This is a genomic window from Massilia sp. P1_C10, from assembly GCF_056406475.1.
The window spans coordinates 203,681-227,351 of sequence record NZ_JBFUAC010000008.1 but is presented as its reverse complement, the minus strand read 5'-3'; the positions used below and the strand labels follow the sequence as shown (position 1 = coordinate 227,351).

The window sequence follows — 23,671 nt, the reverse complement described above, 5'->3', positions numbered from 1 at the left end:
TCGCGCATCGGGCTTGTAAGCCACCGTCCGGCTCATCGAGACTGGACTAGCGCCTGCCGCATCGCAAGATGCCTCTGGGGCGTCATCTAAATCAAAGGAAATATTGTGGCACGTTATATCGGACCTAAAGCAAAACTGTCCCGCCGTGAAGGTACGGACCTGTTCCTCAAGAGCGCACGTCGTTCGCTCGATTCGAAATGCAAACTGGACGTCAAGCCAGGCCAGCACGGTGTCAAATCCGGCGCCCGCACCTCGGACTACGGTAATCAGCTGCGCGAAAAGCAAAAAGTCAAGCGCATGTACGGCGTCCTCGAGCGTCAGTTCCGCCGCTACTTCGCTGAAGCCAACCGCCGCAAGGGCAACACCGGCGAAACGCTGCTGCGCCTGCTGGAAGCGCGTCTCGACAACGTCTGCTACCGCATGGGCTTCGGCTCGACCCGCGCCGAAGCGCGCCAGCTGGTCAGCCACAAAGCCTTCACCGTGAACGGCAACGTCGTCAACATCGCTTCGTACGCTGTGCGCACCGGCGACGTGATCGCTGTCCGCGAAAAGGCCAAGAAGCAGGTTCGTATCGTCGAAGCGCTGTCGCTGGCTGAACAAGTCGGTATGCCAAGCTGGGTGTCGGTCGACGCCAAGAAGATGGAAGGCACCTTCCGTTCGTTCCCGGAGCGTAACGAGATCGCCAACGACGTCAACGAAGCGCTGATCGTCGAACTGTACTCGCGTTAATAGCAGTCCAGAAGTAGCCGTTTCCCGCCCGCTCCGACTGGAGTGGGCGTTTTCACTAATGCCATCAGCCTTATCGGCGTAACGAGCCGAGGGTATTGAAAAGGACATTTCATGCAAAACAGTTTGTTGAAGCCACGTATTATCGATGTCGAAGCACTCGGCGCCGGTCACGCCAAAGTCGTGATGGAGCCGTTCGAGCGTGGCTATGGCCACACATTGGGTAACGCGTTGCGCCGTGTCCTGCTGTCGTCGATGGTCGGCTACGCGCCGACCGAAGTGACGATCGCCGGTGTCGTGCACGAGTACTCGTCGCTGGACGGCGTGCAGGAAGACGTCGTCGACCTGCTGCTGAACCTCAAGGGCGTGGTCTTCAAAGTGCACAACCGCGATTCCGTCACGCTGACCCTGAAAAAGGAAGGCGAAGGCGCGATCCTGGCGTCGGACATCGACCTGCCGCATGACGTCGAACTGATCAACCCGGACCACGTGATCGCTCACCTGACCGCCGGCGGCAAGCTCGACATGCAGATCAAGGTCGAAAAAGGCCGCGGCTACGTTCCTGGTAACGTGCGCCGCCTGTCGGAAGACACCAACAAGACGATCGGCCGCATCATCCTGGACGCGTCGTTCTCGCCGGTGCGCCGCGTGTCGTACTTCGTTGAATCGGCCCGCGTCGAACAGCGTACCGACCTCGACAAGCTGATCATCAACATCGAGACCAACGGCGTGATCACGCCGGAAGAAGCGATCCGCCAGTCGGCCCGCGTCCTGGTCGACCAGTTGAACGTGTTCGCTGCCCTGGAAGGCACGGAAGCCGCCGCCGAAGCGCCATCGCGCGCGCCGCTGGTCGATCCGATCCTGCTGCGTCCAGTCGACGACCTCGAGCTGACCGTGCGTTCGGCCAACTGCCTGAAGGCCGAAAACATCTACTACATCGGCGACCTGATCCAGCGTTCGGAAAACGAACTGCTGAAGACGCCGAACCTGGGCCGCAAGTCGCTCAACGAGATCAAGGAAGTTCTTGCATCCCGTGGCCTGACCCTGGGCATGAAACTCGAGAACTGGCCACCTGCAGGCCTCGAGAAGTAATACCAATCACCCGAAAGTACACACCTACTTTCGGGTGGATTCAGCCAAAAAGGACTGGCAAAGCCAGATCCTTTTTAGATGAAAAGACGTAATAATTGCAGCACCCTGGCCTGGCGCGTTGCCAGGCCGGATTTAACCCTTAAGAACCGGTCCGCGATTATGCAAGATCTTGCATAATCGATCGAAGAACTGGAATAAAACATCATCGAAAGGATTTACCATGCGTCACCGTCACGGCCTTCGCAAGCTGAACCGTACTTCGTCCCACCGCCTGGCCATGCTGCGCAACATGACCGTTTCCCTGCTGCGTCATGAAGCCATCAAGACCACCGTTCCTAAAGCTAAGGAACTGCGTAAAGTGATCGAGCCGATCCTGACTATGGGCAAGACCGACACCCTGGCCAACAAGCGCCTGGCCTTCGCTCGCCTGCGCGACCGCGAAATGGTCCTGAAGCTGTTCGCTGAACTGGGCCCACGTTACGCCAACCGTAACGGCGGCTACCTGCGCATCCTGAAAATGGGTTTCCGCGTCGGCGACAATGCACCAATGTGCTACGTCGAACTGATGGATCGTCCAGAAGTCTCGGACGTTGAAGAAGCGCCAACCGCCGAGTAATTTTCGCGCCGGTTAGTCCGACAAAAGCCAGGCTGATGCCTGGCTTTTGTTTTTTCCGGTCGGCCAGATTTTGGACGCGGGTGTAAGATGCTGGCTGCCGTCGCTTTCATCACAGGAAAACCATGTTTCGTCGTCGCCTCCGTTCGTTCTGCGCCTTGCTGCTGCTCACCTGGATGGGGCTGGCGCCCGCGCTGTCCGCCGACGACTACCTGGAGCCCGACGCCGCGTTCAAGTTCTCGGCGCAGATGCAGGATCCGCACACGGTCGCCATCACCTACGCCATCGCCGACGGCTACTACATGTACCGCGAGCGCTTCAAGTTTACTGCCGAGGGCGCCACCTTGGGCACGCCGGCTTTCCCGGCCGGCAAGGTGAAGTTCGACGACACCTTCCAGAAGAACGTCGAGACCTACCGCCACACCGTGACGATCACGATTCCGGTCGACGCGCCGGGCCTGTTCACCATCCACGCGCAGTCGCAAGGCTGCGCCGACGCCGGCCTCTGCTACGCGCCGCAGGACGCCAGCGCGCGCCTGATGGGCGGCGTGGGCGCGCCGGCCATGAGTGTCGCGCCGGCCGCGGCCGCGGTCCCGCCGGCGCCGCCCTCGGCCGTCGTGGCTGCGCCGGCCCCGGCGCCCGCGCCGGCCAAACCCTCCGAACTGTCCCGCCTCGCCGAACTGCTCAAGGGCGGCAACCTGCTGCTGATCGTGCCCGGCTTTCTGCTCGCAGGCCTGATCCTCGCGTTCACCCCATGCGTGCTGCCGATGGTGCCGATCCTGTCATCGATCATCGTGGGTGAGGGCGCCCACGTGCGCCGCGCGCGCGGCCTGCTGCTGTCCGCGGTGTACGTGCTCGGCATGGCGATCGTCTACACGGCGCTCGGCGTCGCCGCCGGCCTGCTCGGCGAGGGCCTGGCCGGCGCGCTGCAGAATCCATGGGTGCTGGGCGCGTTCGGCCTGCTGATCGTGGCGATGTCGCTGTCGATGTTCGGCTTCTACGAGCTGCAGGTCCCCGGCGCGCTGCAAAGCCGCCTGGCCAACGCCTCCGGACGCCAGAAGGCCGGCAAGCTGACCGGCGTGTTCGCGATGGGCGCGATCTCCGCGCTGATCGTCGGACCGTGCGTGGCGGCGCCGCTGGCCGGCGCGCTGGTCTACATCAGCCAGACCCGCAACGTGGTCATCGGCGGCGCCGCGCTGTTCTCGCTGGCGATCGGCATGGGCATTCCGCTGCTGCTGGTGGGCGTGTCGGCCGGCTCGCTGCTGCCGCGCGCCGGCGCCTGGATGGAGGGCGTCAAGCGCTTCTTCGGCGTGCTGATGCTGGCGATGGCGATCTGGCTGGTGTCGCCGGTGCTGCCGGCCGCGCTGCAGATGGCGCTGTGGGCGGCGCTGCTGCTCGGCTACGGCTTCTACCTGATGCGCCCGGCGAAGTTCTGGGCCGCCAGCGCGCTGGGCGCCGCGTTCGCCGTGCTCGGCGTGCTGCAGCTGGCGGGCCTTGCCACTGGCGGACGCGATCCGCTGGCGCCGCTGGCGCACCTTGCGGCCGGCGGGACACCGTCGCATGGCCTGACATTCACCCGCGTCAAGACCGTCGCCCAGCTCGACGCCGCGCTGGCACAGAACGCCGGCAAGACCGCGCTGCTCGATTTTTACGCCGACTGGTGCGTGTCATGCAAGGAGATGGAGAAGTTGACTTTCGTCGAGCCGGCCGTGAAGGCGAAGCTGGCGCAGGCGACGCTGCTGCAGGTCGACGTCACCGCCAACGACGACGCCGACAAGGAGATGCTCAAGCGCTTCGGCCTGTTCGGGCCGCCGGGCATCATCCTGTTCGACACCCGCGGCCAGGAAATCGCCGACAGCCGCGTGGTCGGCTTCCAGAACGCTCAGAAATTTACCGAGTCGCTCGACAAGTTGAAGTAATCGAGCAGTCCTTTCGGCGGCGCGTCCGGATCGGGCAGCTCGAAGTCGTCCGTTTCGGGCGCGCCGCCCATCAGCGCATCGAGGCGTCCGCGCATTTCGATGGCGGCCGGCGCACCCTTCGCTTTCAATACCGCCTGCAGGTACGGCAGGCGCAACTCCGCGAAGTCGTACAGGTCGACGGCTTTCTCCACTTTCAATTGCATCGGCACGCCGCGCAGGCCGAATGTCGCCTTGATCGACTGAGTGTAGAAATCGTAGAGGGCGCGCAGCTTCGCCGGGTCGGCGGGAGCGGGCAATTCCTCCGGCGCGTAGTCGGACTCGGCCAGCGCCTGGCGCGCGGCGGCCAGGCGCGCCAGCATCCGGGCGCGGGCATGCGCGGGCGCCCTTGGGCGGTCCGGCGCTCCGGCCTCGATAATTTCGGGTTGGTCGGCTGCCGGGGCGCCGCTGACGAGCGTGATAAATTCCTGCCGCAGCAATTGGTCGATGTTGGCCTCGTTCAGCCCCAGTCCCGCGACATTTTTCAGCAGCCACTCGAGCGTGTGCCGCCCGTCGATGAGCACCAGCAGCGTGCGCAGCTTGGCCGGCACCTGATATTTGCGCGTCGCGATCTCTTCGCGGCCCTTGTCGGTCTTGTCGTAAATGAAGCTGTGCATTGCCATCTCCCCGGGGTATTGCCGTACGGACATTTTCGGAGAATACACCCAGAAACCGGCGCGATGAAGAAATTGGCGGGAAAGTGTTGCTTAAAAGCACAAAAAGGGCCGGACCCCGTCGGATCCGACCCCTTTCGGGACGCACGCGCGGGATTTAGCCCTGCTTGGCGCCCATGTGGCCGCCGCGATGGCCGTGGTGGCCGCGGCCGCCGCGGGTCTGCTCATCGAAAATCTTCTTCTGCGCCGGATTCAGCGTCGAGTAGAAGGTGTTGAGCGCGCCCAGCTGCGATTCCATGCGCGCGGTGTGCTGCTTGCTCATGGCGATCATCTTCTCCATGCGCTGCGGCGCCGGCATTGCCGCCCACGCCTTGCGGTCGCCCATGGCGGCCATCATGGCGCCATCTGGACGGATCGCCGCCTGGTAGGCCGCCCAGGCCGATTCCTGGCCGCCCGACAGCTGCAGCGCGTCGTGCAGCTTGGCCTGGCGCTTGGCGAAGTGCTCGGCCATTTTGGCCGCGCGTTCCTGCGGCGACGCCGAGGCCCAGCCGTGACGCGCTTCCGGCGCGGCGGTCTGCGCCTGCACTGCAACGGCGGCCGTGCCCATGCCCAGCACGGTCATGGCGATCAGGACATTCTTGCGTAATGTGTTCATTGTTGTTCCTTTGAGAGTCAAGTGGGTTTGTGCATCTCAACTACTCACTGCACAGGATGCATCATCATCTCGCAGTGTTTCCGCCGCGTGTCGGCTGCCCGAGAGTTTGTATCAATATGTTTCGCCTCCGTGTGTATACACATGCCGATACAAATACGCTGTTCACGGGGCCGGTAACTGGCGATAATCCGAAGCATGGATACTCCTTCTACCATTCTGATCGTCGACGACGACCGCGACATCCGCTCGCTGCTGGCGGACTACCTCGAATCGAACGGCTACCGCGCGCTGGCCGCCGCGGACGGCACCGCGATGTGGAAAATCCTCGACGAAGCGCGGCCCGACCTGATCGTGCTGGACCTGAACCTGCCCGGCGACGACGGCCTGACCCTGTGCCGCAAGCTGCGCGCGCACTCGACCCTGCCGGTGATCATGCTCACCGCCCGCAACGAGCCGCTCGACCGCATCCTCGGCCTCGAGATGGGCGCCGACGACTACCTGCCCAAACCGTTCGAGCCGCGCGAACTGCTGGCCCGTATTCGCAGTGTACTGCGGCGCAGCCACGCGATGCCGTCCAATACCCCGTCCGACAACGCCCAGCAGATGAAATTCTCGGGCTGGACGCTGGACCTGACGGCGCGCCACCTGCTCAACCCGGACGGCATCGTCATCATGCTGTCGGGCGCCGAATTCCGCCTGCTGCGCGTGTTCCTCGAACATCCGAACCGGGTGCTCAACCGCGACCAGCTGCTGAACCTGACCCAGGGCCGCGACGCCGATCCGTTCGACCGCTCGATCGACATCCAGATCAGCCGCCTGCGCCAGAAGCTCGGTGAAGACGCGCGCCTGCCGCAGATCATCAAGACGGTGCGCAACGGCGGCTACGTGCTGGCCGGCCAGGTGACGGTGGAGCCGCAGGCATGAGGGATTTCTTCGGCTCGATGACGGGCCGCGTATTCATCACCCTGTTGCTCGGCATCGTGCTGTCGGCCGCGCTGACCCAATGGCTGGCCGACGCCGAGCGTCAGCGCGCGATCGAAGACCAGCGCGACCTGCACGCGCTCGACCGCGCCGAGCAGCTGATCATGGCCACCGAAGTAGTGCCGGCGTCGGCCCGCCAGGCCTACCTGAAGGTGGCCAACCGTCCCGGCATGCGCCTCGAGGAAATCAAGCGCGAACTGCCGCACGCGCCGGCGCCGACCGAACTGACCGCCGGGCTGGCGCAACGCCTCGGCCCTGGCTACCAGATCGATTCGGTCGCCACCCGTCCGGCCGCCTGCGACGTGCCGCGCCTGCAGTCGACGATGCTGGGGACGACCCGCGCGCCCTGGCGCGGCGCCTGCGAAATCATCGACGTGCGCCTGCGCGACGGCGAAGCGCTGCGCCTGTCGGTGCTGCCGCCGCGCTCCTCGCCGATCGCGGGCAAGACCGACTACCGCACCATCATCGCGCTGTTCCTGGTCAGTATCGCCGTGCTGGCCTACCTGGTCGCGCGCATGACCACGCGCCCGCTCAAGCAGCTGGCGCAGGCCGCCAAGGATCTGGGCAAGGACATCAACCATCCGCCGCTGGAGCTGACCGGCTCGAGCGAGATCCGCCAGGCCAGCGCCGCGTTCAACGCGATGCAGGCGCGCATCCGCCAGTACATCTTCCAGCGCACCCAGATGCTCGCGGCCATCACCCACGACCTGCAGACGCCGCTGACGCGGCTGCGCCTGCGCCTGGAAAAAGTCGACGATCCCGAACTGCAGGAACGCCTGGTGGGCGACCTGTCGGCGATGCAGGCGATGGTGCGCGAAGGCCTCGACCTGGCGCGCAGCATGGACACCACCGAATCGATGCAGGCGCTCGACTTCGACTCGCTGCTCGACAGCGTGTGCGCCGACGCCAGCGATGCCGGCCAGCAGGTCGACCTGCAGGGCAGCGCCGCGATGGCGGTGATGGGGCGCCCGCTGGCATTGCGCCGCTGCCTGGTCAACCTGATCGACAACGCCGTCAAATACGGCCAGCACGCCAGCGTCACCGTGGAACGGGTCGCCGGCGCCGCGCGCATCCGGATCCGCGACAAGGGGCCGGGCATCGCGCCGGCCGAACTGGCGCGCGTGTTCGAGCCGTTCTACCGGGTCGAGACCTCGCGCTCGCGCGAGTCCGGCGGCACCGGGCTCGGACTGACCATCGCGCGCAACATCGCCGAGCAGCACGGCGGCAGCATCGCGCTGGCCAATCACGCCGCCGGCGGCCTCGAAGTGACCCTCATGCTGCCGGAGTACTACGCCGGGAAATGATGCGCGATTCATGGGACAATGCCGGGCCCTTGCCTGGCGCGGGTTCATCCAACACCAACTACACGAGACAGCCGTCCTTCACGGGGCGGCCGGAAAACAGCATGATGAAGAAGAAGAACATCGGCGTCGTTATCGCCGCCATCGCGATCGTCGGCTCCGCCGCCTGGTACCTGCACAGCGCCGGCACCCCGGCCGCCAAGCCCGCCGCCGGCAAGGGCGCGGGCCAGCCGCCGACCGTGGTCAACGTGACCCGGCCGCAGCGCCAGGACGTGCCGGTCGTGTTGCAGGCGAACGGCACCGTCACGCCGGTCAGCACGGTCGACTTGCATCCGCAGACCACCAGCACGATCCGCACGGTCCACATCAAGGAAGGGCAGTTCGTCAGGAAGGGCGATTTGATGTTCTCGCTCGACGACCGCAGCGACGCGGCCAACGTCGACAAGGCGCGCGCCCAGATCGCCCGCGACCAGGCCGCGCTGGCCGACGCCGAGCGCCAGTTCAAGCGCAGCCAGGAGCTGGTGGCGCAGAAGTTCCTGTCGCAAAGCGCGGCCGACACCCAGCGCGCCCAGGTCGAAGCGGCGCGCGCGCTGGTGGCGGCCGACCAGGCCGCGCTGCGTTCGACCGGCGTCTCGGCCAGCTACAACGCGATCCGCGCGCCGATGGCGGGCCGGGTCGGCGCCATCAACGTCTATCCGGGCAGCCTGGTGCAGCTGGCCACGTCGCTGACCACCATCACCCAGCTCGACCCGATCACCGTCGCCTTCACGCTTCCCGAGTCGGCGCTGGCCGACGTGCTGGCGGCGCAAAAGCGCGGCAAGGTCGAAGTGCAGGCCAGCGCCGGCGCGGCCGCCAAGCCGGTCGCCGGCGCCCTCAGCTTCGTCGACAACACCGTCGATCCGGTGTCCGGAACGATCCGCGTGAAGGCGCAGTTCGACAACCGCGACAGCAGCCTGTGGCCGGGCCAGTACGTCAACGCAAAGCTCACCGTGCAGACCCTGGCCGGCGCGACGGTCATCCCGCAGGCGGCGATCATCACCAACGCCCGCGGCGCCTTCGTCTATGTGGTCGACGCCGACATGTCGGCGCGCCAGGTGCCGGTAACCCGCCTGCATTCCTTCGGCCTCAACGCCGCCGTGTCGGGCCTGACGGGCGACGAACAGGTCATCACCGAGGGCAAGCAGAACCTTCGCCCCGGCGGCAAGGTGGCGCTGGCGGGCGCGAAGAAGGATGACAGCACCCGCCTGGCCAGGAAGGATCCGGCGGCATGAGCATTTCCGAACTGTGTATCCGGCGCCCCGTCATGGTGGTGCTGCTGTCGATCAGCCTGATCCTGGTCGGCATCCTGGCCTACGGCTCGATCCCCGTCGCCGCACTGCCCAGCTATAACACCCCGGTCATCAACGTCAACGCCAACCTGTCCGGCGCCAGCCCGGAGACGATGGCGTCGTCCGTCGCGCTGCCGCTCGAGAAGCAGTTCTCGACCATCGCCGGCATCAACCTGATCACCTCGACCAGCACCCAGGGCAGTACCTCGCTGACGCTCGAATTCGACCCGTCGATCGACATCAACACCGCCGCCGTCGATGTCCAGGCCGCGCTGCTCGGCGCCCAGCGCCAGCTGCCGCAGGAGATGACCGAGCTGCCGTCCTACCGCAAGGTCAATCCGGCCGACGCGCCGGTGCTGTTCATGACGATGACCTCGCCGTCGATGAGCCTGTCGGACCTGAACGACTACGCAGAAAACCTGATCGCGCCGAACATCTCCACCTTGCCGGGCGTCGCCCAGGTGTCCGTCAACGGCCAGAAGCGCTTCGCGGTGCGGGTGCGCGCCAGGGCCGACCTGATGAACGCGCGTAACCTGTCGATGGACGAACTGGCGATCGCGCTGCGCGCGGCGAACTCGAATTCGCCGCTCGGCATCCTCGACGGCCCGAGCCAGACCCTGACCATCCAGGGCAACGCCCAGCTGATGAAGGCGTCCGAATTCGCCGAGCTGATCGTCGCCACCCGCAATGGCGACCCGGTGCGCCTGAAGGACGTCGCCTCGGTCGAAGACAGCTACCAGTCGGTCAAGACCGCCGGCAGCTACAACGGCGAGCGCTCGATCGTGCTGCTGGTGCAGCGCCAGCCCAACGCCAACACCGTGCAGGTGGTCGACGCCGTGCGCGCGCTGCTGCCGCGCTTCGAGTCGCAGGTGCCCGCCTCGATCAAGATCAACCTGGTCAACGACCGCTCGGTGTCGATCCGCGAAGCGATCCACGACGTCAACCTGACCCTGGCGCTGACGGTCGCGCTGGTGGTGCTGGTGATCTTCCTGTTCCTGCACCGCGCCGCCGCCACCTTCATCCCGGCGGTGACGATGCCGATCTCGCTGCTCGGCGCGCTGGCGCTGCTGAACTGGCTCGGCTACAGCCTGGACAACGTCTCCCTGCTCGGCATCACGCTGGCGGTCGGCCTGGTGGTCGACGACGCCATCGTCGTGCTGGAAAATATCGTGCGCCACATCGAGATGGGCAAGAAGCCGATCAACGCGGCGCTGGTCGGCGCCAAAGAGATGGGCTTCACCATTGTGTCGATCTCGATTTCGCTGGTGGCCGTGTTCATCCCGATCTTCTTCATGCCGGGCGTGATCGGCCTGCTGTTCCACGAGTTCGCGGTGGTGGTCGGCCTGTCGATCCTGGTATCGGCGGCGGTGTCGCTGACCCTGGTGCCGATGCTGGCCTCGCGCCTGCTGCCGCCGCACGTCGAGAACGGCGAGGGCGAGAAGAGCTTCATCGGACGCCATTTCGAAGCCGGCTTCACCCGCGTGCGCAACGGCTACGCGAAGACGCTCGACATCGCGCTGGCGCACCGCAACGTGGTGCTGCTGGTGGCGCTGGCCACCTTCGCGCTGACCGTGGTGCTGTACGTGACGATCCCAAAAGGCTTCTTCCCCGAGGAAGACCTGGGCCAGATCCGCGTCACCACCGAGGCGGCCGAAGACACCTCGTCGGCGGCGCTGCTGGAGCTGCAGGACCGCGTGGTCGCGGCGATCCGCGCCGATCCGAACGTGCAGGACGTCACCTCGTTCACCGGCGGCGGCAACAGCGGCCGCATGTTCCTGGTGCTCAAACCGCGCAACCAGCGCGCCAAGATGCCGCAGGTGCTCGACGGCCTGCGCAAGGCCACCCGCGCCATTCCAGGCATCGCGGTCTACCTGTCGCCGATCCAGAACCTGCAGCTGGGCGGCCGCCCGTCCAAGAGCCGCTACCAATACACGCTGCAAAGCGTCAGCTCCGATTCGCTGGGCAGCTGGGCGAGCAAGTTCCAGGACGCGATGCGCAACGACCCGAACTTCCGCGACGTCACCAGCGACTCGCAGAACCGCGGCCTGCAGGCGCAGCTGACGATCGACCGCGACAAGGCCAACACGCTGGGCGTGCAGATGGCCGACGTGCGCACCGCGCTGTACGCGGCATTCGGCGAGCGCCAGGTCTCGACCATCTACGCGCCGGCCGCCAGCTACAACGTGATCCTCGAAGCGGCCGAAGCCGACCGCCAGTTCGACGACGCGCTGCAGCGGGTGTCGGTGCGCAGCCGCGCCGGCGGCCTGGTGCAGCTGGCGTCGTTCGCCAAAGTCGACCGCACGGTCGGCCCGATTTCGGTCAACCACCAGGGCCAGCTGCAGGCGATCACGCTGTCGTTCAACCTGGCGCCGGACGTGCCGCTCGGCGTGGCCACTGCGGCGATCGACCGCATGGGCCGCGACATGAAGCTGCCGGCGTCGGTGATCACCAAGTACGGCGGCGACGCCGCGGTGTTCAAGGATTCGCAATCGAGCCAGATCATCCTGATCGTCGCTGCGCTGGGCGTGATCTACGTGCTGCTCGGCGTGCTGTACGAGAGCTACATCCATCCGATCACCATCCTCGCCGGCCTGCCGTCGGCGGCGGTCGGCGCGCTGCTCACCCTGCGCATCTTCGGCCTGGACCTGACCATGATCGCCATCATCGGCATCCTGATGCTGATCGGGATCGTCAAGAAGAACGCGATCATGATGATCGACTTCGCGCTGCACGCCCAGCGCAACGAGGGATTGAGCCCGGCCGAAGCGATCCGCGAAGCGTGCATCCTGCGCTTCCGGCCGATCCTGATGACCACCCTGGCCGCGCTGATGGGCGCCTTGCCGATCGCGCTGGGGCTGGGCGCCGGCGCCGAGCTGCGCCAGCCGCTGGGACTCGCGGTGGTCGGCGGCCTGCTGTTCTCGCAAGTGATCACGCTGTACATCACGCCGGTGATCTACCTGTTCCTCGACCGCTACAGCGGCACCGGACCGATGACCGACGAGCACCTGGCCGAGTACGAAGCCGGGCATTGATGGCATACTTACGCGAGGCTTAGGGGTTACATCTTGTAACATTGCTCAAGCGGGTCATCTTGTAAGCTGCACAAGACGACCCGCCGGCACGATCCCGACGCGGTATTCCCTACGATTTTCGGAAAGTTGTATTCATTTTGCGTGACCATTCCCATTTTTCGCCACACAACGACGGTGTCTGCGCCCATTGCGGGCAGGCGCTGCCGGTCAGCGTGATCGAATACGGAAAGCGCGGCCCGAACCGCACCGGCCTGATCGTCACGGTCGCGCTGCACCTGCTGCTGATCGCGATCTATTTCCTCCAGCCGCACCGCGACAAGCACGCCGCGCCGCCGGCCGGTTCGACCATGGTGTACGTCGCGCCCCTGCCGATGGGCAAGCCGAAGCCGAAGGTACGGCAGCAGCAGGCGCCGAAAAAAACGCCGAAGACCCCGCCGGTGCAAATGCAGCGCCTGCCCAACACCATCACGCTGCCGCACGAGAAGCCGGTGGAGGTGGTGAAGGAGGAGCCGAAGCCGGTGACCCAGCCGCCGCCCCCGGAAATGGACATGCAGGCTTACATCGACGCGCGGCGCAAGGCCCGCGGCGCCAAGGATCCGAGCGACCAGCCGTCGGAGGAAAGCGAAAACGCGCGCGCCACCCGCATCGCACAAGCCAATATCGCCGCCGCCAACGGCCGCTCGCGCGGCGACGACGGGCCGGACAAGGGATTGTTCAGCATGACGAACAAGACCTTCCACAGCGTCGATTTGCAGTTCCGGGGCATGAATCCGAACTTCAAGCGCCGCTGGCTGCAGCAGGTCACTGTGGAGCAGGGCAATGAGGCCGACCTGGAAACTGCCGTCATCAAGAAGATGATCGAAATGATTCGCAAGGAAGTAAAGGGCGATAATTTCACGTGGACGACCCACAGCCAGCGCGCAGTGCTGATGAGCGCGCGGCCCGAGAATACGGAGCAGCTGTTTGCCTTCCTGATGAAGGACACGTTCCCGGACTACAAGCCGCCGGCGCGCTAGCGTTGCAGCGGCATCGGGCCGCGCCGGGCAGCGTGACGCGCAAGCGGCCCCCGCCGTCCGCGCCATTCGACAGGCACAGCGCGTCGCCGCCGTGATGGCGCGCGATCTGGCGCACCAGGGCGAGGCCAGGCCCGACACCGCCGGCCGCTTCGCTGGCGCCGGCAATCCGGTAGCGCGGTTCGAAGATGCGCTCGCGCTCGGACTGCGGAATCCCCGGCCCGCCGTCGCACACTTCGAACTGCAGCGCACCGTCCCCGGTGCACGCAAGCCGCGCCACAATCGCTGAACCGGCGCCGCAGCAGTTTCGCCTCACCCATCCCGCAATGAACTCCCGCTTCGAGAGCGGCGCCGACGCGCGCGCATTCCTCGGCGAGGATGCCGGTCAGGTCGGCTTCCTTGAGGCAGATTTTTGTAAAGCGCCGCACTTCGAAATTCACAACGCAATTGCCGCGATTAATTCGTCCACTGTTCGACCTGCATCAACCTCGGTGTAATAAATAAAAGCAATGCGAATTTACAAAGTCCGCTATCCAGAATCGCCGGCCGATTGGAATGTCGGCGATTTTATGCGCATAGGATATTTACGGTAGTTTCAAAATATCGGACAGGAGTCCTTGATAAGAAAGTCCGCTTTCCAGCTTTTTGGGCCATGGCCTCCGGCCGCCTAGAATACACGCGATTCCTTTTGGAATTCTCTCCAAATGTAACGTGTTGTTTTTAATTTAAATGGCTAACATTCGTCACGCGATTTTGGTTATATTGAATTCCGGTTTTTATTTATTGACGGTTTCAGGAACTCCGGTTCCTGGGTGATAAGAAAAGAGCGGAACTTAATGCGCGTTGCATAATCGGCCGCTATTAATTTTTTAAAAACTTTCAAAGTAACTGTGACGGGTTTTTAATCGTTAAATTAATAAAAACAATTATTTGCGTTTATCCGGTTTGCCAAAACTAAAATACGGGATGGGTAATGATGAATATGATGACTATCACCAGGTGCCTGGTGACTGTGGCTGGCTGCGGCGTGGCTTTCTCGGTCTCCAGCGCCGTTCCTGACCAGGTGCCCGGCACCCAAACGCAGGACCCGACCCTCAAGCCTGCGCAGCCCTCGAAGCCGCCGCCGCCCGGCATGGTGCAAGGCGCCGGCCCGGCGGCGGCGCCAGCCTCGCCGGGCGACGGCGCCACCATCTCGGTGTCCCGGTTCACCTTCAGCGGCAACGACTCGATTTCCGACGCCGCGCTGGCCGCGCTGGTCGCCCCCTACCTCGACGCGAAGCACGTGTTCGGCATCGACGAGACGGTGGGCATCGTCTGCAACCTGCTCGACGCGCTGGATTACGCGCACGAGAAGTACATTTATCACCGCGACATCAAGCCGGCCAACGTGATGATCGACGTGCGCGGGCGCGTAAAGCTGACCGACTTCGGCGTGGCGCGCCAGTCCGACGGCACCGGCAACGATGGCACCCGCGCCGGCACCATGGTCGGCACGCCGAGCTACATGTCGCCCGAGCAGATCAAGGGACTGCCGGCCCAGGCCGCGGCCGACCTGTTCGCCACCGGCGTGGTGCTGTACCAGTGCCTGACGCTGCACAAACCGTTCAGCGGCGGCAGCGAGTGGGAGATCTGGCAGAAGATCGTCAACGAGCCGCCGCCGCCGCTGTCGCAGTACCGCGCCGGCGTGCCGCCCGCGCTGGAGCGCGCGATGCTGCGAGCGCTGGCCAAAGATCCGAAGGAGCGGCCGCCATCGGCCGCGGCGATGATCGCCGACCTGAAGGCGTCGATCGCCGGCGCCAGTTTCGACCCCGACGCGACGCGTATTGTCAGCAAGCCGGCGACAGGGCCGGCGCGCGACGATTCGAGCATGCGGCCCGTTACCACCCAGGTCACGCGGACGGGCAGCGGAACCGGCTCGCAGCACGGCAACGCCAGCGGCGGCTTCGGCGTCGCCGCGCCGGCGTTCAACCAGCAGAGCAACGAGATCGAGCTGGAGTTCTGGCGCAGCATCAAGGACAGCGGAGATCGCGAGGAATTCCAGCTGTTCCTGGAGCGCTTCCCTGCCGGGACGTATTCGGACCTGGCGCGCAGGAAGATGTCGAAGCTGGCCGGCGCCGTGCCGGCCGACGACACCGATGCGAGCATGGCGCGCCAGATCGAGGAGCAGGAGGCGAAGGTGCGCCAGCTGCGCGCCGACCAGGAGCGCCGGCTGGCCGAAGCGGAGCGCGAACGCGAGCTGGCGCGCCAGCGGGTCGAGGAAGCGCGGCTGGAACAGGTCCGTCAGGCCGAGGAAGCGCGCCGGCTCCAGGAGGAAGAGGAGGAGCGATTGCGCGAAGAGGCCGCGGCGCGCGCGCGGGCCGAGGAAGAGGCGCGGCTGGCGGAACTGGCGCGGCAGGAGGCGCTCGAGAAGGAACGCATTGCGGCGGCGCAGCGGGAAGCGGCGCGGGTCAAGGCGGCGGAAGAGGAGGCGGCGCGCGTCAGGGCGGCCGAGGAAGAAGTCGCGCGCGTCCGCGCCGCGAAGGAAGCGGAAGCGGCGCGTCGGAAGGCCATGGAAGAGGAAGCGGCGCGGGCCAGGGTCGCGGAGGAGGCCGCCGCGCGCGCGAAGGCGGCGCAGGAGGAGAAGGCGCGGGCGCTGGCCGCCGAGGCGGAGGCGAAGCGGATCGCGGCCGCTGAAGAAAAGGCGCGGCTGGCGAAGGCGGCCGAAGAGGAGGCGGCTCGCGCCAGGGCTGCCGAGGAAGCGGCGGTGCGGGACAAGGCGGCCCAGGAATCGGCGGCGCGCGAGAAAGCGCGCGCGGAAGAAGCGGCCCGCGTGAATGTCGACGAGGACGCCACGCGCATCGCGGTCGGCGGGGCCGCGCTGGCCGGCCTGCCGCCGGAATCCGAAGCGCAGCGCATCGAGTGCGCCAACGAACGCGCGCTGCTCGAGGCCAGCGAGGAGGCGGCGCGCCAGCTCAAGCGCAAGAAACAGGCGGACGCGGAACGCCAGGCAGTCGAGGAGCGCGAGGCGGCGGAACTGCGCGCAGCATCGGAGCAGCGTGCGTCCGAGGAGCAGCGCGAAGCGGACGCGCAGCGCCTGAAGGATGAGCAGTGGGCGGCAGCGGAGAAGCGCGCCGCGGAGAAGGAAGCGGAAGCGCAGCGGCGCCGCGAGGCGCAGATTGCGCAGGCCGCGCCGAGCGACGACGAGCCGACGCGCCTGATCCGCCCGGCCGACCGGGCAGGCAAGGACAAAGCGGCAGCCGACGCCGATAAGCAGAAAGCGGCAGCGGAACAGGCGGCGCGCGAGCAGGCAAGGCAAACCACGGAAAGCGAGGCGGCCGCCGAGCGCGAACGCCACGCCATCGGTTCGGCGATCGGCCATGAGGTCAAGGAGGTGGGCGCGGCGCGCGGAATGACGCCGGCGCCGGGGCGGGCGCCGCTGTTCCTCGGGATTGGCGCGGCGGTGCTGGTGCTGGCCGGCGGCGCGTACATGCTGACCTCGAAGAAGGACGCCCCGGTGGAGGCGAAGAGCGCGCCGTCGCGGCCCGATCGCGCGGTCGTGGTGGAACCAGCGGTGCCGCCGCCATCAGTGCCGAGCGGTCCGGCGCGGATCGTGACGCCGCCGCAGCCGGCGCCGGCCGCCGCCCCGGCTGTCACCAACGCGGCGCCACCGCCGGCGCCGGACCTGCGCGCCGAAAAAGAGGCGGCCAGGCGCGCCGAGGCGCAGCGGCTGGCCGACCTCAAGGCCAAGGAACAGAAGGAGCAGAAGGAGCTGGCAGGGCGCAAGGCGGCCGAAGACGCGAAGCTGGCCGAGGAGAACAAGGCGAAGGAAGCCGCGGCGGCGAAGGTGCGCGACGATGCCGCGAAAAAGGACCTGGCGGCGAAGGCGAAGGCAAAAGAGCTGGCCGACCAGAAGGCCAGGGACGACGCGGCGGCCCAGCACGCGAAGGAGCTGGCCGAGCAGAAGGCGAAGGACGACGAAAAGGCCAGGGTGGCGGCTGCTGCGGCAGCCGCGAAAGCGAAGGCCAGGTCCGATCCGGATGCATTGTTCGCGCAGGCCCAGAGCGCCGAGAAGGAAGGCCGTTCGCGCGAGGCGGTCGACCTGTACAAGCAGGCCTACAGCGCCGGCAACGGGCGCGCGGCGCGCATGCTGGGCGATATCTACGGAAAGGGAAGCGGGGATGTCGGGCGCGACTACGGCGAGCAGCTGCAGTGGTACGAGAAGGCGAAGGCGGCCGGTGTCGATGTGCCGACGCCTGGCAAGCGCAAGTATTAAGGGGTCAGGTCCGGCGGACCTGACGCCGTATTTGATGCAGCAGCATGAATCGCGGCACGCCGAATCGACGGCCTGCGACAAACCCGGGGTCAGGTCCGGCGGACCTGACCCCAACCGTCAGGCGCGGGCCTTGAGCAGCCGAGCGATGTCGCGCGCGAAGTAGGTCAGCACACCGTCGGCGCCGGCGCGCTTGAACGCCATCATCGATTCCATCATCACCTTGTCGTGATCGAGCCAGCCGTTCTGCGCGGCCGCCTTGATCATCGCGTACTCGCCGCTGACCTGGTAGGCGAACGTCGGCACCCGGTATTCGTCCTTCACGCGGCGCACCACGTCGAGGTAGGGCATGCCCGGCTTGACCATCACCATGTCGGCGCCTTCGGCCAGGTCCAGCCCGACTTCGCGCAGCGCTTCGTCGCTGTTGGCGGGATCCATCTGATAGGTGTTCTTGTCGGCCTTGCCCAGGTTGGCGCTTGACCCCACCGCGTCGCGGAACGGGCCGTAGAACGCCGACGCGTACTTGGCCGAATACGCCATGATGCGCGTGTGGATGTGGCCCGCTTCCTCGAGCGCCGCGCGGATCGCGCCGATGCGCCCGTCCATCATGTCCGACGGCGCCACCACGTCGACGCCGGCAGCGGCATGGGTCAGCGCCTGGCGGATCAGCATCTCGATGGTCTTGTCGTTGACGATGTAGCCGCTGTCGTCCGGCAGGCCGTCCTGGCCGTGCGTGGTGTACGGGTCGAGCGCGATGTCGGTCAGGATGCCCAGCTCCGGGAACCTGCTTTTCAGCGCCTTGACCGCGCGCGGCACCAGTCCGTCCGGATTGGTCGCCTCGACGCCGTCATAGGTTTTCAGCGACGCGTCGATCACCGGGAAGATCGCCAGCACCGGGATGCCCAGCGTCACGCATTCCTGCGCCACTTCCATCAGCAAGTCGACCGACACGCGCTCGACGCCCGGCATCGACGCGACCTGCTGGCGCTGCCCTTCGCCGTCGAGGATGAACACTGGGTAGATCAGGTCGGACGCGGTGATCGTGTTCTCGCGCATCAGGGCGCGCGAGAACGGATCGCGCCGCATGCGGCGCAGGCGAATGGCGGGATAGGCGGAAGGAGTCAGTGGCATCTCATGCATAAGAAAAAGTTAGTCATCGCTGTCGACCGGGTCGATCAGCACCGCATTCGGATCGCGCTCTTCGTCGGTCAGGCCGAGCAGCTCGATGATCTTGTCGTTGGCCTCCTCGATGCCGATGCGCTTGAGCGCCGAGAACAGCTGCACCGTGAACGGGAAGCCTTCGCCGTCCTCGTCCACATAGCTGTCGAGCATCATGCGCGCCTGGCGCAGCGCGTTGGTCGACTCGTTGCGGTTGAGCTTGTCGGCCTTGGTCAGGATGCAGTGGATCGGCTTGCCGGTCGGGGCGAACCATTCGAGCATCTGCACGTCCAGCTCGGTGAACGGGCGGCGCGAGTCCATGATCAGCACCAGCGCGGCCAGTTGCTCGCGGCGCTGCACATAGTCGCCCAGCAGCTTTTGCCAGTGCAGCTTGGCCGAGCCGGACACTTCCGCGTAGCCGTAGCCCGGCAGGTCGACCAGCAGCGCCTCGATCTCGTCGACCCGGGTCGGATCCTTGCGGTGCTGCCCGACATGGGCGCCGCCGATCGAGAAGTAATTGATGTGCTGGGTCCGGCCAGGGGTCTTCGACGCGAACGCCAGGCCCTTCTGGTTGGTCAGGATGTTGATGGCGGTCGATTTGCCGGCGTTCGAACGACCCGCAAAGGCGATTTCCGGCGCCGTGGTGGTCGGCAGGTCGCGCAGTTGGTTGACGGTCGTAAAGAATCGGGCTTGCCAGAGTTTGGACATGAATTGGAAAATTGCAACAAAAGGGGGCGTTTCCGCTAGAAAGCTATTGTACAATAAGGGGTTACGATTGTTGCGAAGCCTGCTCTTTCGGTTCGCAAGCACGTTGCATGTGGCAGTCCCTAAATAAAACCAATTATTGACTCGTCTAAGGTGTTTGAATGAATCGTGTGTTTTTTCCGTCCGCATCCGCAGCAATTGTGAAATCCCTGCTGGTCGCCGCGTTCGCGGTCTCCGGTGTCGCCGGCGCCGCCGAGCACGCCGCAGCGCCTGCTCCTGCCAAGGCTGATGTCGCCAAGGGCGCCACGCTGTACGACACGGGCGACGCCGCGCGCAGCCTGCCCGCCTGCGTTTCCTGCCACGGCGCCGCCGGCAATTCCACCATCGCCGCCAATCCGAAGCTGGCCGGCCAGGTCGAAAACTATGTCTACAAGCAGCTGGTCGATTTCACCGGCGCCGACCGCAACCAGCCGGTGATGACCACCTACGCCAAGATGCTGACGGACGCCGAGAAGCGCGACGTCGCCGCCTATGTCGGCGCGCAGAAGCAGAAGCCGGGCGCCGCCAAGAACAAGGACACGCTCGACCTGGGCCGCAAGATCTATCGCGGCGGCATCGCCGACAAGGGCGTCGCCGCCTGCGCCAGCTGCCATGGCGCCAACGGCGCCGGCCTGCCGATCCAGTACCCGCGCCTGGCCGGCCAGCACCAGGACTACACCGTCGCCCAGCTGACCGCGTTCCGCAGCGGCGCGCGCAAGAACAGCGCGCCGATGACGGCGCTGGCCAAGCGCATGTCGGATGACGAGATGAAGGCGGTCGCCGATTACATCGCAGGCCTGAAGTAATCGAGCGTCGGCGTCAAAAGCGGGGTCAGGTTCGACGGACCTAACCCCATTCAAAAAGGGCGGCAGCGCGAGCGGGCTGCCCTTTTTGTTGTAGAGCACAGGAATTGTCGAAGCATGAGCACCACCGGAATTGAACTGAAAACCAGGCGCCGCGGTCTCGCCGACGCCGTCGAGCTGGTGTCGTCGATGCGCTTCGCCATCAGCCTGCTGACCATCATCGCCATCGCCGCGATGATCGGCACGGTGATGAAGCAGAACGAGCCGATGCCGAACTACGTCAACCAGTTCGGTCCCTTCTGGTTCGAAATCTTCAACAAGCTCGGTCTTTATGCCGTCTACTCGGCGTGGTGGTTCCTGCTGATCCTGACGTTCCTGATCGCCTCGACCGGACTGTGCATCGTGCGCAATGGCCCGAAGATGATCCGCGATATGCGCAGTTGGCGCGAAAACGTGCGCGAAGAATCGCTGCGCAACTTCCACCACAAGTCCGAATGGACCGGGCCGCTGACCCATGCGACGCTGGCGCAGCAGAGCGCGGCGCGCCTGGCGGACGCCGGCTACCGCACCAAAATCGTCGAGAAGGAAACCGGCACCCTGGTGGCGGCGAAAAAAGGCGCGGCCAACAAGCTCGGCTACATCTTCGCACACAGCGCCATCATCATCATCCTGCTGGGCGGCATGCTCGATTCGGACCTGCCAATCCGCTTCCAGCAATGGTTCATGGGAAAGACGCCGTTCGCCGGCAGCGGCGTGATCGCCGACATTCCCGCCAAGCACCGGCTCGGCATTGGCAATCCCACCTTCCGCGGCAACACCATGATCCCCGAAGGCCAGGCCAGCGACAGCGCCATCATTCCGCAGGCGACCGGCGTGCTGGTGCAGGACCTGCCGTTCACCATCATGCTGAAGAAGTTCACGATCGATTTTTACTCGACCGGCATGCCCAAGCTGTTCGCCAGCGACGTCGTGATCCGCGACCACGAAACCGGCAAGACCTTCCCGGCCACAATCGAGGTCAACAAACCGCTGATCTACAAGGGCGTCGCGGTGTACCAGTCCAGCTTCGAGGATGGCGGCAGCAAGCTCAAGCTGACCGGCTTCCCGATGACGGGCGCCGACAGCAAGCCGTTCGACGTGACCGGCGAAGTCAATTCGTCCACCGACCTCAAGCGCGGCGACGACCAGTATTCGATCGAGTGGTCGGGTTTCCGCCCGTTCAACGTGGAAAACACCGGCAGCAACGACGCGCGCTCGGTCGCCAAGGGCCAAAGCCTGAACGAGCAGTTTTCGGCCAGCCTCGACAAGCACTCCGGTTCCGCCGCGAAGAACGCCAACAACAAGGACCTGAAGAACGTCGGCCCGAGCGTGCAGTACAAGCTGCGCGACAAGACCGGCCAGGCGCGCGAATTCCAGAACTACATGCAGCCGGTGACGATCGATGGCGCCCAGATGTTCCTGGCCGGCATGCGCATTTCGCCGTCCGAGCCGTTCAGCTTCCTGCGCATTCCCGCCGACGACGAGCACAGCGTGCGCGAATGGATGCGCCTCCGCGCCGCGCTGGCCGATCCGGCCCTGCGCGCCGAAGCGGCGCGCCGCTACGCCAAGGGCTCGATGGCGGCCAGCGACAGCGCCCGCGCCTTGCAGGATCAGTTGCGCGAGTCGAGCGAAAAGACGCTGGGCGTGTTCGCCGGCGACGGCAAGATGGGCGGTTTCACCGCGGTGGCCGACTTCATCGGCGCGCTGAAAGTGCCGGAAGCGGAGCAGCGCAATGCCGCAAACTTGTTCATGAAAATGCTCAACGGCACGCTGTGGGAGCTGTGGCAGGCGGCGCGCGAGCGTGACGGCCTGGCGCCGGTGGCCGCCGACGAGACCCACGGCCGCTTCCTGCAGATGGCCACCGTGGCGATGTCCGACAGCTTCTTCTACGGCGCGCCGGTGCTGCTGCAGCTGGACGATTTCACCGAGATCAAGGCCTCGGTGCTGCAGGTGTCGCGCTCGCCGGGCAAGAGCGTGGTCTACCTCGGCTGCCTGTTCCTGGTGATCGGCGTGTTCTCGATGTTCTACATCCGTGAGCGGCGCCTGTGGGTCTGGATCCGCGAGGCGCCGGGCGGCAGCCACGCCCTGATGGCAATGAGCACGCAACGCAAGACGCTCGATTTCGAGCATGAATTCAACGACTTGACAGCCAAGCTGCCGCAATCGGCGTAAGCTGCACGGCATCGGGAGAGCATAATGGAACTATCGCAAGCACACACTTATTCGCAGGCGCCGGGCTATTTTCGCCGTTTGAAAGCGCTCGACTGGCTGTTCGCGGCCATGCTGCTGGGCGGCGCCGTGTTCGGGCTGAGCCGCTACGGCGCCTACATGGATTATTACGAGAAGGCGATCCTGCTGCTAGCCGCGCCGACCTTCGCCGCGCTGGGCTGGCACTGGAAGCCGGTGCGCTGGCTGATGCCGCTGGTGGCGCTGCTGGCGCTGTGGGCCGTGTCGCTGTACGCCGGCGACCTCGACCTGGCGAACAAAAAATTCTTCCTCAAATACATGCTGTCGTCGCAGTCGGCGATCTTGTGGATGAGCACGCTGTTCGTGTTCTCGACCGTGTTCTACTGGATCGGCCTGGCCGGACGCTCGGACTTCGGCTCCGCGGTCGGCTCCAAGCTGTGCTGGGCGGCGGTGGTGCTCGGCTTCACCGGCATGATGGTGCGCTGGTATGAGTCCTACCTGATCGGCGCCGATGTCGGCCACATCCCGGTGTCGAACCTGTACGAAGTGTTCATCCTGTTCTCGATGATCACCGCGATGTTCTACCTGTACTACGAGCAGCGCTACGCGACGCGCCAGCTCGGTCCTTTCGTCATGCTTGTCATCACCGCCGCGGTCGGCTTCCTGCTGTGGTACACGGTCACGCGCGACGCGGCCGACATCCAGCCGCTGGTGCCGGCGCTGCAAAGCTGGTGGATGAAAATCCACGTGCCGGCCAACTTCATCGGCTACGGCACCTTCGCGCTGGCGGCGATGGTCGGTTCCGCCTACCTGCTCAAGTCGCACGGCTACCTGGCAGACCGCCTGCCGTCGCTGGAAGTGCTGGACGACGTGATGTACAAGGCGATCTCGGTCGGCTTCGCGTTCTTCACGGTCGCCACCATCCTCGGCGCGCTGTGGGCGGCCGAAGCGTGGGGCGGCTACTGGTCGTGGGACCCGAAGGAAACCTGGGCGCTGATCGTCTGGCTGAATTACGCAGCGTGGCTGCACATGCGCCTGATGAGCGGCCTGCGCGGGCGCGTGGCGGCCTGGTGGGCGCTGATCGGCCTGGTGGTGACGACCTTCGCCTTCCTTGGCGTAAACATGTTCCTGTCGGGTCTGCACTCCTACGGCAAGCTGTAAATACCGGCGAGTCATATGCG

Annotated in this window: 18 protein-coding genes and 1 pseudogene; 14 read left to right on the top strand and 5 right to left on the bottom strand. The window is 65.5% G+C overall.

Annotated elements, in window-relative coordinates:
* The first annotated feature begins 105 nt into the window (after positions 1-105).
* The 4 genes from rpsD (at position 106) to dsbD (ending at position 4,350) form a co-directional block, all read left to right on the top strand.
* The gene (gene rpsD, locus AC1D02_RS17945; protein WP_477319331.1) at positions 106-729 is read left to right on the top strand and encodes a 30S ribosomal protein S4; all 624 of its coding nucleotides are present in this window, start codon (positions 106-108) and stop codon (positions 727-729) included.
* Positions 730-840: 111 nt separating this feature from the next.
* A complete protein-coding gene (locus tag AC1D02_RS17940; protein WP_073222604.1) occupies positions 841-1,818 on the top strand; it encodes a DNA-directed RNA polymerase subunit alpha in 978 nt (325 codons plus the stop codon).
* Positions 1,819-2,038: 220 nt separating this feature from the next.
* On the top strand, positions 2,039-2,434 hold the full coding sequence (gene rplQ, locus AC1D02_RS17935) for a 50S ribosomal protein L17 (protein ID WP_477319329.1): 396 nt from the start codon (positions 2,039-2,041) through the stop codon (positions 2,432-2,434).
* Positions 2,435-2,556: 122 nt separating this feature from the next.
* Positions 2,557-4,350 carry a protein-disulfide reductase DsbD gene (gene dsbD, locus AC1D02_RS17930; protein ID WP_477319327.1) on the top strand — a complete coding sequence of 598 codons (1,794 nt, stop codon included), beginning with the start codon at positions 2,557-2,559 and terminating at the stop codon, positions 4,348-4,350.
* Here the strand turns inward: dsbD and AC1D02_RS17925 are convergent.
* Together AC1D02_RS17925 and AC1D02_RS17920 are read right to left on the bottom strand one after the other, a co-directional pair.
* A complete protein-coding gene (locus AC1D02_RS17925) occupies positions 4,314-5,003 on the bottom strand; it encodes a hypothetical protein (RefSeq protein WP_477319325.1) in 690 nt (229 codons plus the stop codon). The genes dsbD and AC1D02_RS17925 overlap by 37 nt on opposite strands.
* A gap of 154 nt (positions 5,004-5,157) precedes the next feature.
* A complete protein-coding gene (locus AC1D02_RS17920) occupies positions 5,158-5,655 on the bottom strand; it encodes a Spy/CpxP family protein refolding chaperone (protein ID WP_477319323.1) in 498 nt (165 codons plus the stop codon).
* Between the two features lie 195 nt (positions 5,656-5,850).
* Here AC1D02_RS17920 and AC1D02_RS17915 point away from each other — a divergent pair, with 195 nt between their 5' ends.
* The 5 genes from AC1D02_RS17915 (at position 5,851) to AC1D02_RS17895 (ending at position 13,313) form a co-directional block, all read left to right on the top strand.
* Complete coding sequence (locus tag AC1D02_RS17915; RefSeq protein ID WP_477319321.1) at positions 5,851-6,579, top strand: response regulator; 729 nt, start codon at positions 5,851-5,853, stop codon at positions 6,577-6,579.
* Positions 6,576-7,940 (top strand): ATP-binding protein, encoded by a 1,365-nt coding sequence (locus AC1D02_RS17910; protein ID WP_477319319.1) that lies wholly within the window; start codon positions 6,576-6,578, stop codon positions 7,938-7,940. Before AC1D02_RS17915 ends, AC1D02_RS17910 begins: the two co-directional genes overlap by 4 nt.
* A gap of 101 nt (positions 7,941-8,041) precedes the next feature.
* Complete coding sequence (locus tag AC1D02_RS17905; RefSeq protein WP_477319317.1) at positions 8,042-9,208, top strand: efflux RND transporter periplasmic adaptor subunit; 1,167 nt, start codon at positions 8,042-8,044, stop codon at positions 9,206-9,208.
* Positions 9,205-12,297, top strand: a complete 3,093-nt coding sequence (locus tag AC1D02_RS17900) for an efflux RND transporter permease subunit (RefSeq protein WP_477319315.1) — start codon at positions 9,205-9,207, stop codon at positions 12,295-12,297. Before AC1D02_RS17905 ends, AC1D02_RS17900 begins: the two co-directional genes overlap by 4 nt.
* Positions 12,298-12,509: 212 nt before the next feature.
* Entirely contained in the window at positions 12,510-13,313 is an 804-nt protein-coding gene (locus AC1D02_RS17895) for a hypothetical protein (protein ID WP_477319313.1), read from the top strand.
* Between the two features lie 85 nt (positions 13,314-13,398).
* Here the strand turns inward: AC1D02_RS17895 and AC1D02_RS17890 are convergent.
* Positions 13,399-13,545: pseudogene (locus AC1D02_RS17890) on the bottom strand (ATP-binding protein); the annotation flags it as partial.
* 91 nt (positions 13,546-13,636) lie between these two features.
* Between AC1D02_RS17890 and AC1D02_RS17885 the strand changes: the two are divergent.
* Positions 13,637-13,807 carry a hypothetical protein gene (locus tag AC1D02_RS17885; RefSeq protein WP_477319311.1) on the top strand — a complete coding sequence of 57 codons (171 nt, stop codon included), beginning with the start codon at positions 13,637-13,639 and terminating at the stop codon, positions 13,805-13,807.
* 485 nt (positions 13,808-14,292) lie between these two features.
* Positions 14,293-17,562, top strand: a complete 3,270-nt coding sequence (locus tag AC1D02_RS17880; protein WP_477319309.1) for a protein kinase domain-containing protein — start codon at positions 14,293-14,295, stop codon at positions 17,560-17,562.
* A gap of 117 nt (positions 17,563-17,679) precedes the next feature.
* Here the strand turns inward: AC1D02_RS17880 and hemB are convergent, their stop codons facing one another.
* Together hemB and yihA are read right to left on the bottom strand one after the other, a co-directional pair.
* A complete protein-coding gene (hemB, locus tag AC1D02_RS17875) occupies positions 17,680-18,690 on the bottom strand; it encodes a porphobilinogen synthase (RefSeq protein ID WP_477319307.1) in 1,011 nt (336 codons plus the stop codon).
* An 18-nt stretch (positions 18,691-18,708) separates the two neighbouring features.
* Complete coding sequence (gene yihA, locus AC1D02_RS17870; RefSeq protein ID WP_477319305.1) at positions 18,709-19,425, bottom strand: ribosome biogenesis GTP-binding protein YihA/YsxC; 717 nt, start codon at positions 19,423-19,425, stop codon at positions 18,709-18,711.
* A 158-nt stretch (positions 19,426-19,583) separates the two neighbouring features.
* Between yihA and AC1D02_RS17865 the strand changes: the two genes are divergently transcribed.
* The 3 genes from AC1D02_RS17865 to ccsB all read left to right on the top strand — a co-directional run bounded on the left by AC1D02_RS17865 (position 19,584) and on the right by ccsB (position 23,651).
* Positions 19,584-20,267: a c-type cytochrome gene (locus AC1D02_RS17865; RefSeq protein WP_477319303.1), complete on the top strand. Its 684-nt coding sequence runs from the start codon at positions 19,584-19,586 to the stop codon at positions 20,265-20,267.
* A 114-nt stretch (positions 20,268-20,381) separates the two neighbouring features.
* Positions 20,382-22,475: a cytochrome c biogenesis protein ResB gene (locus AC1D02_RS17860; protein WP_477319301.1), complete on the top strand. Its 2,094-nt coding sequence runs from the start codon at positions 20,382-20,384 to the stop codon at positions 22,473-22,475.
* 24 nt (positions 22,476-22,499) lie between these two features.
* Entirely contained in the window at positions 22,500-23,651 is a 1,152-nt protein-coding gene (gene ccsB, locus AC1D02_RS17855; protein ID WP_477319299.1) for a c-type cytochrome biogenesis protein CcsB, read from the top strand.
* Positions 23,652-23,671 lie beyond the last annotated feature (20 nt).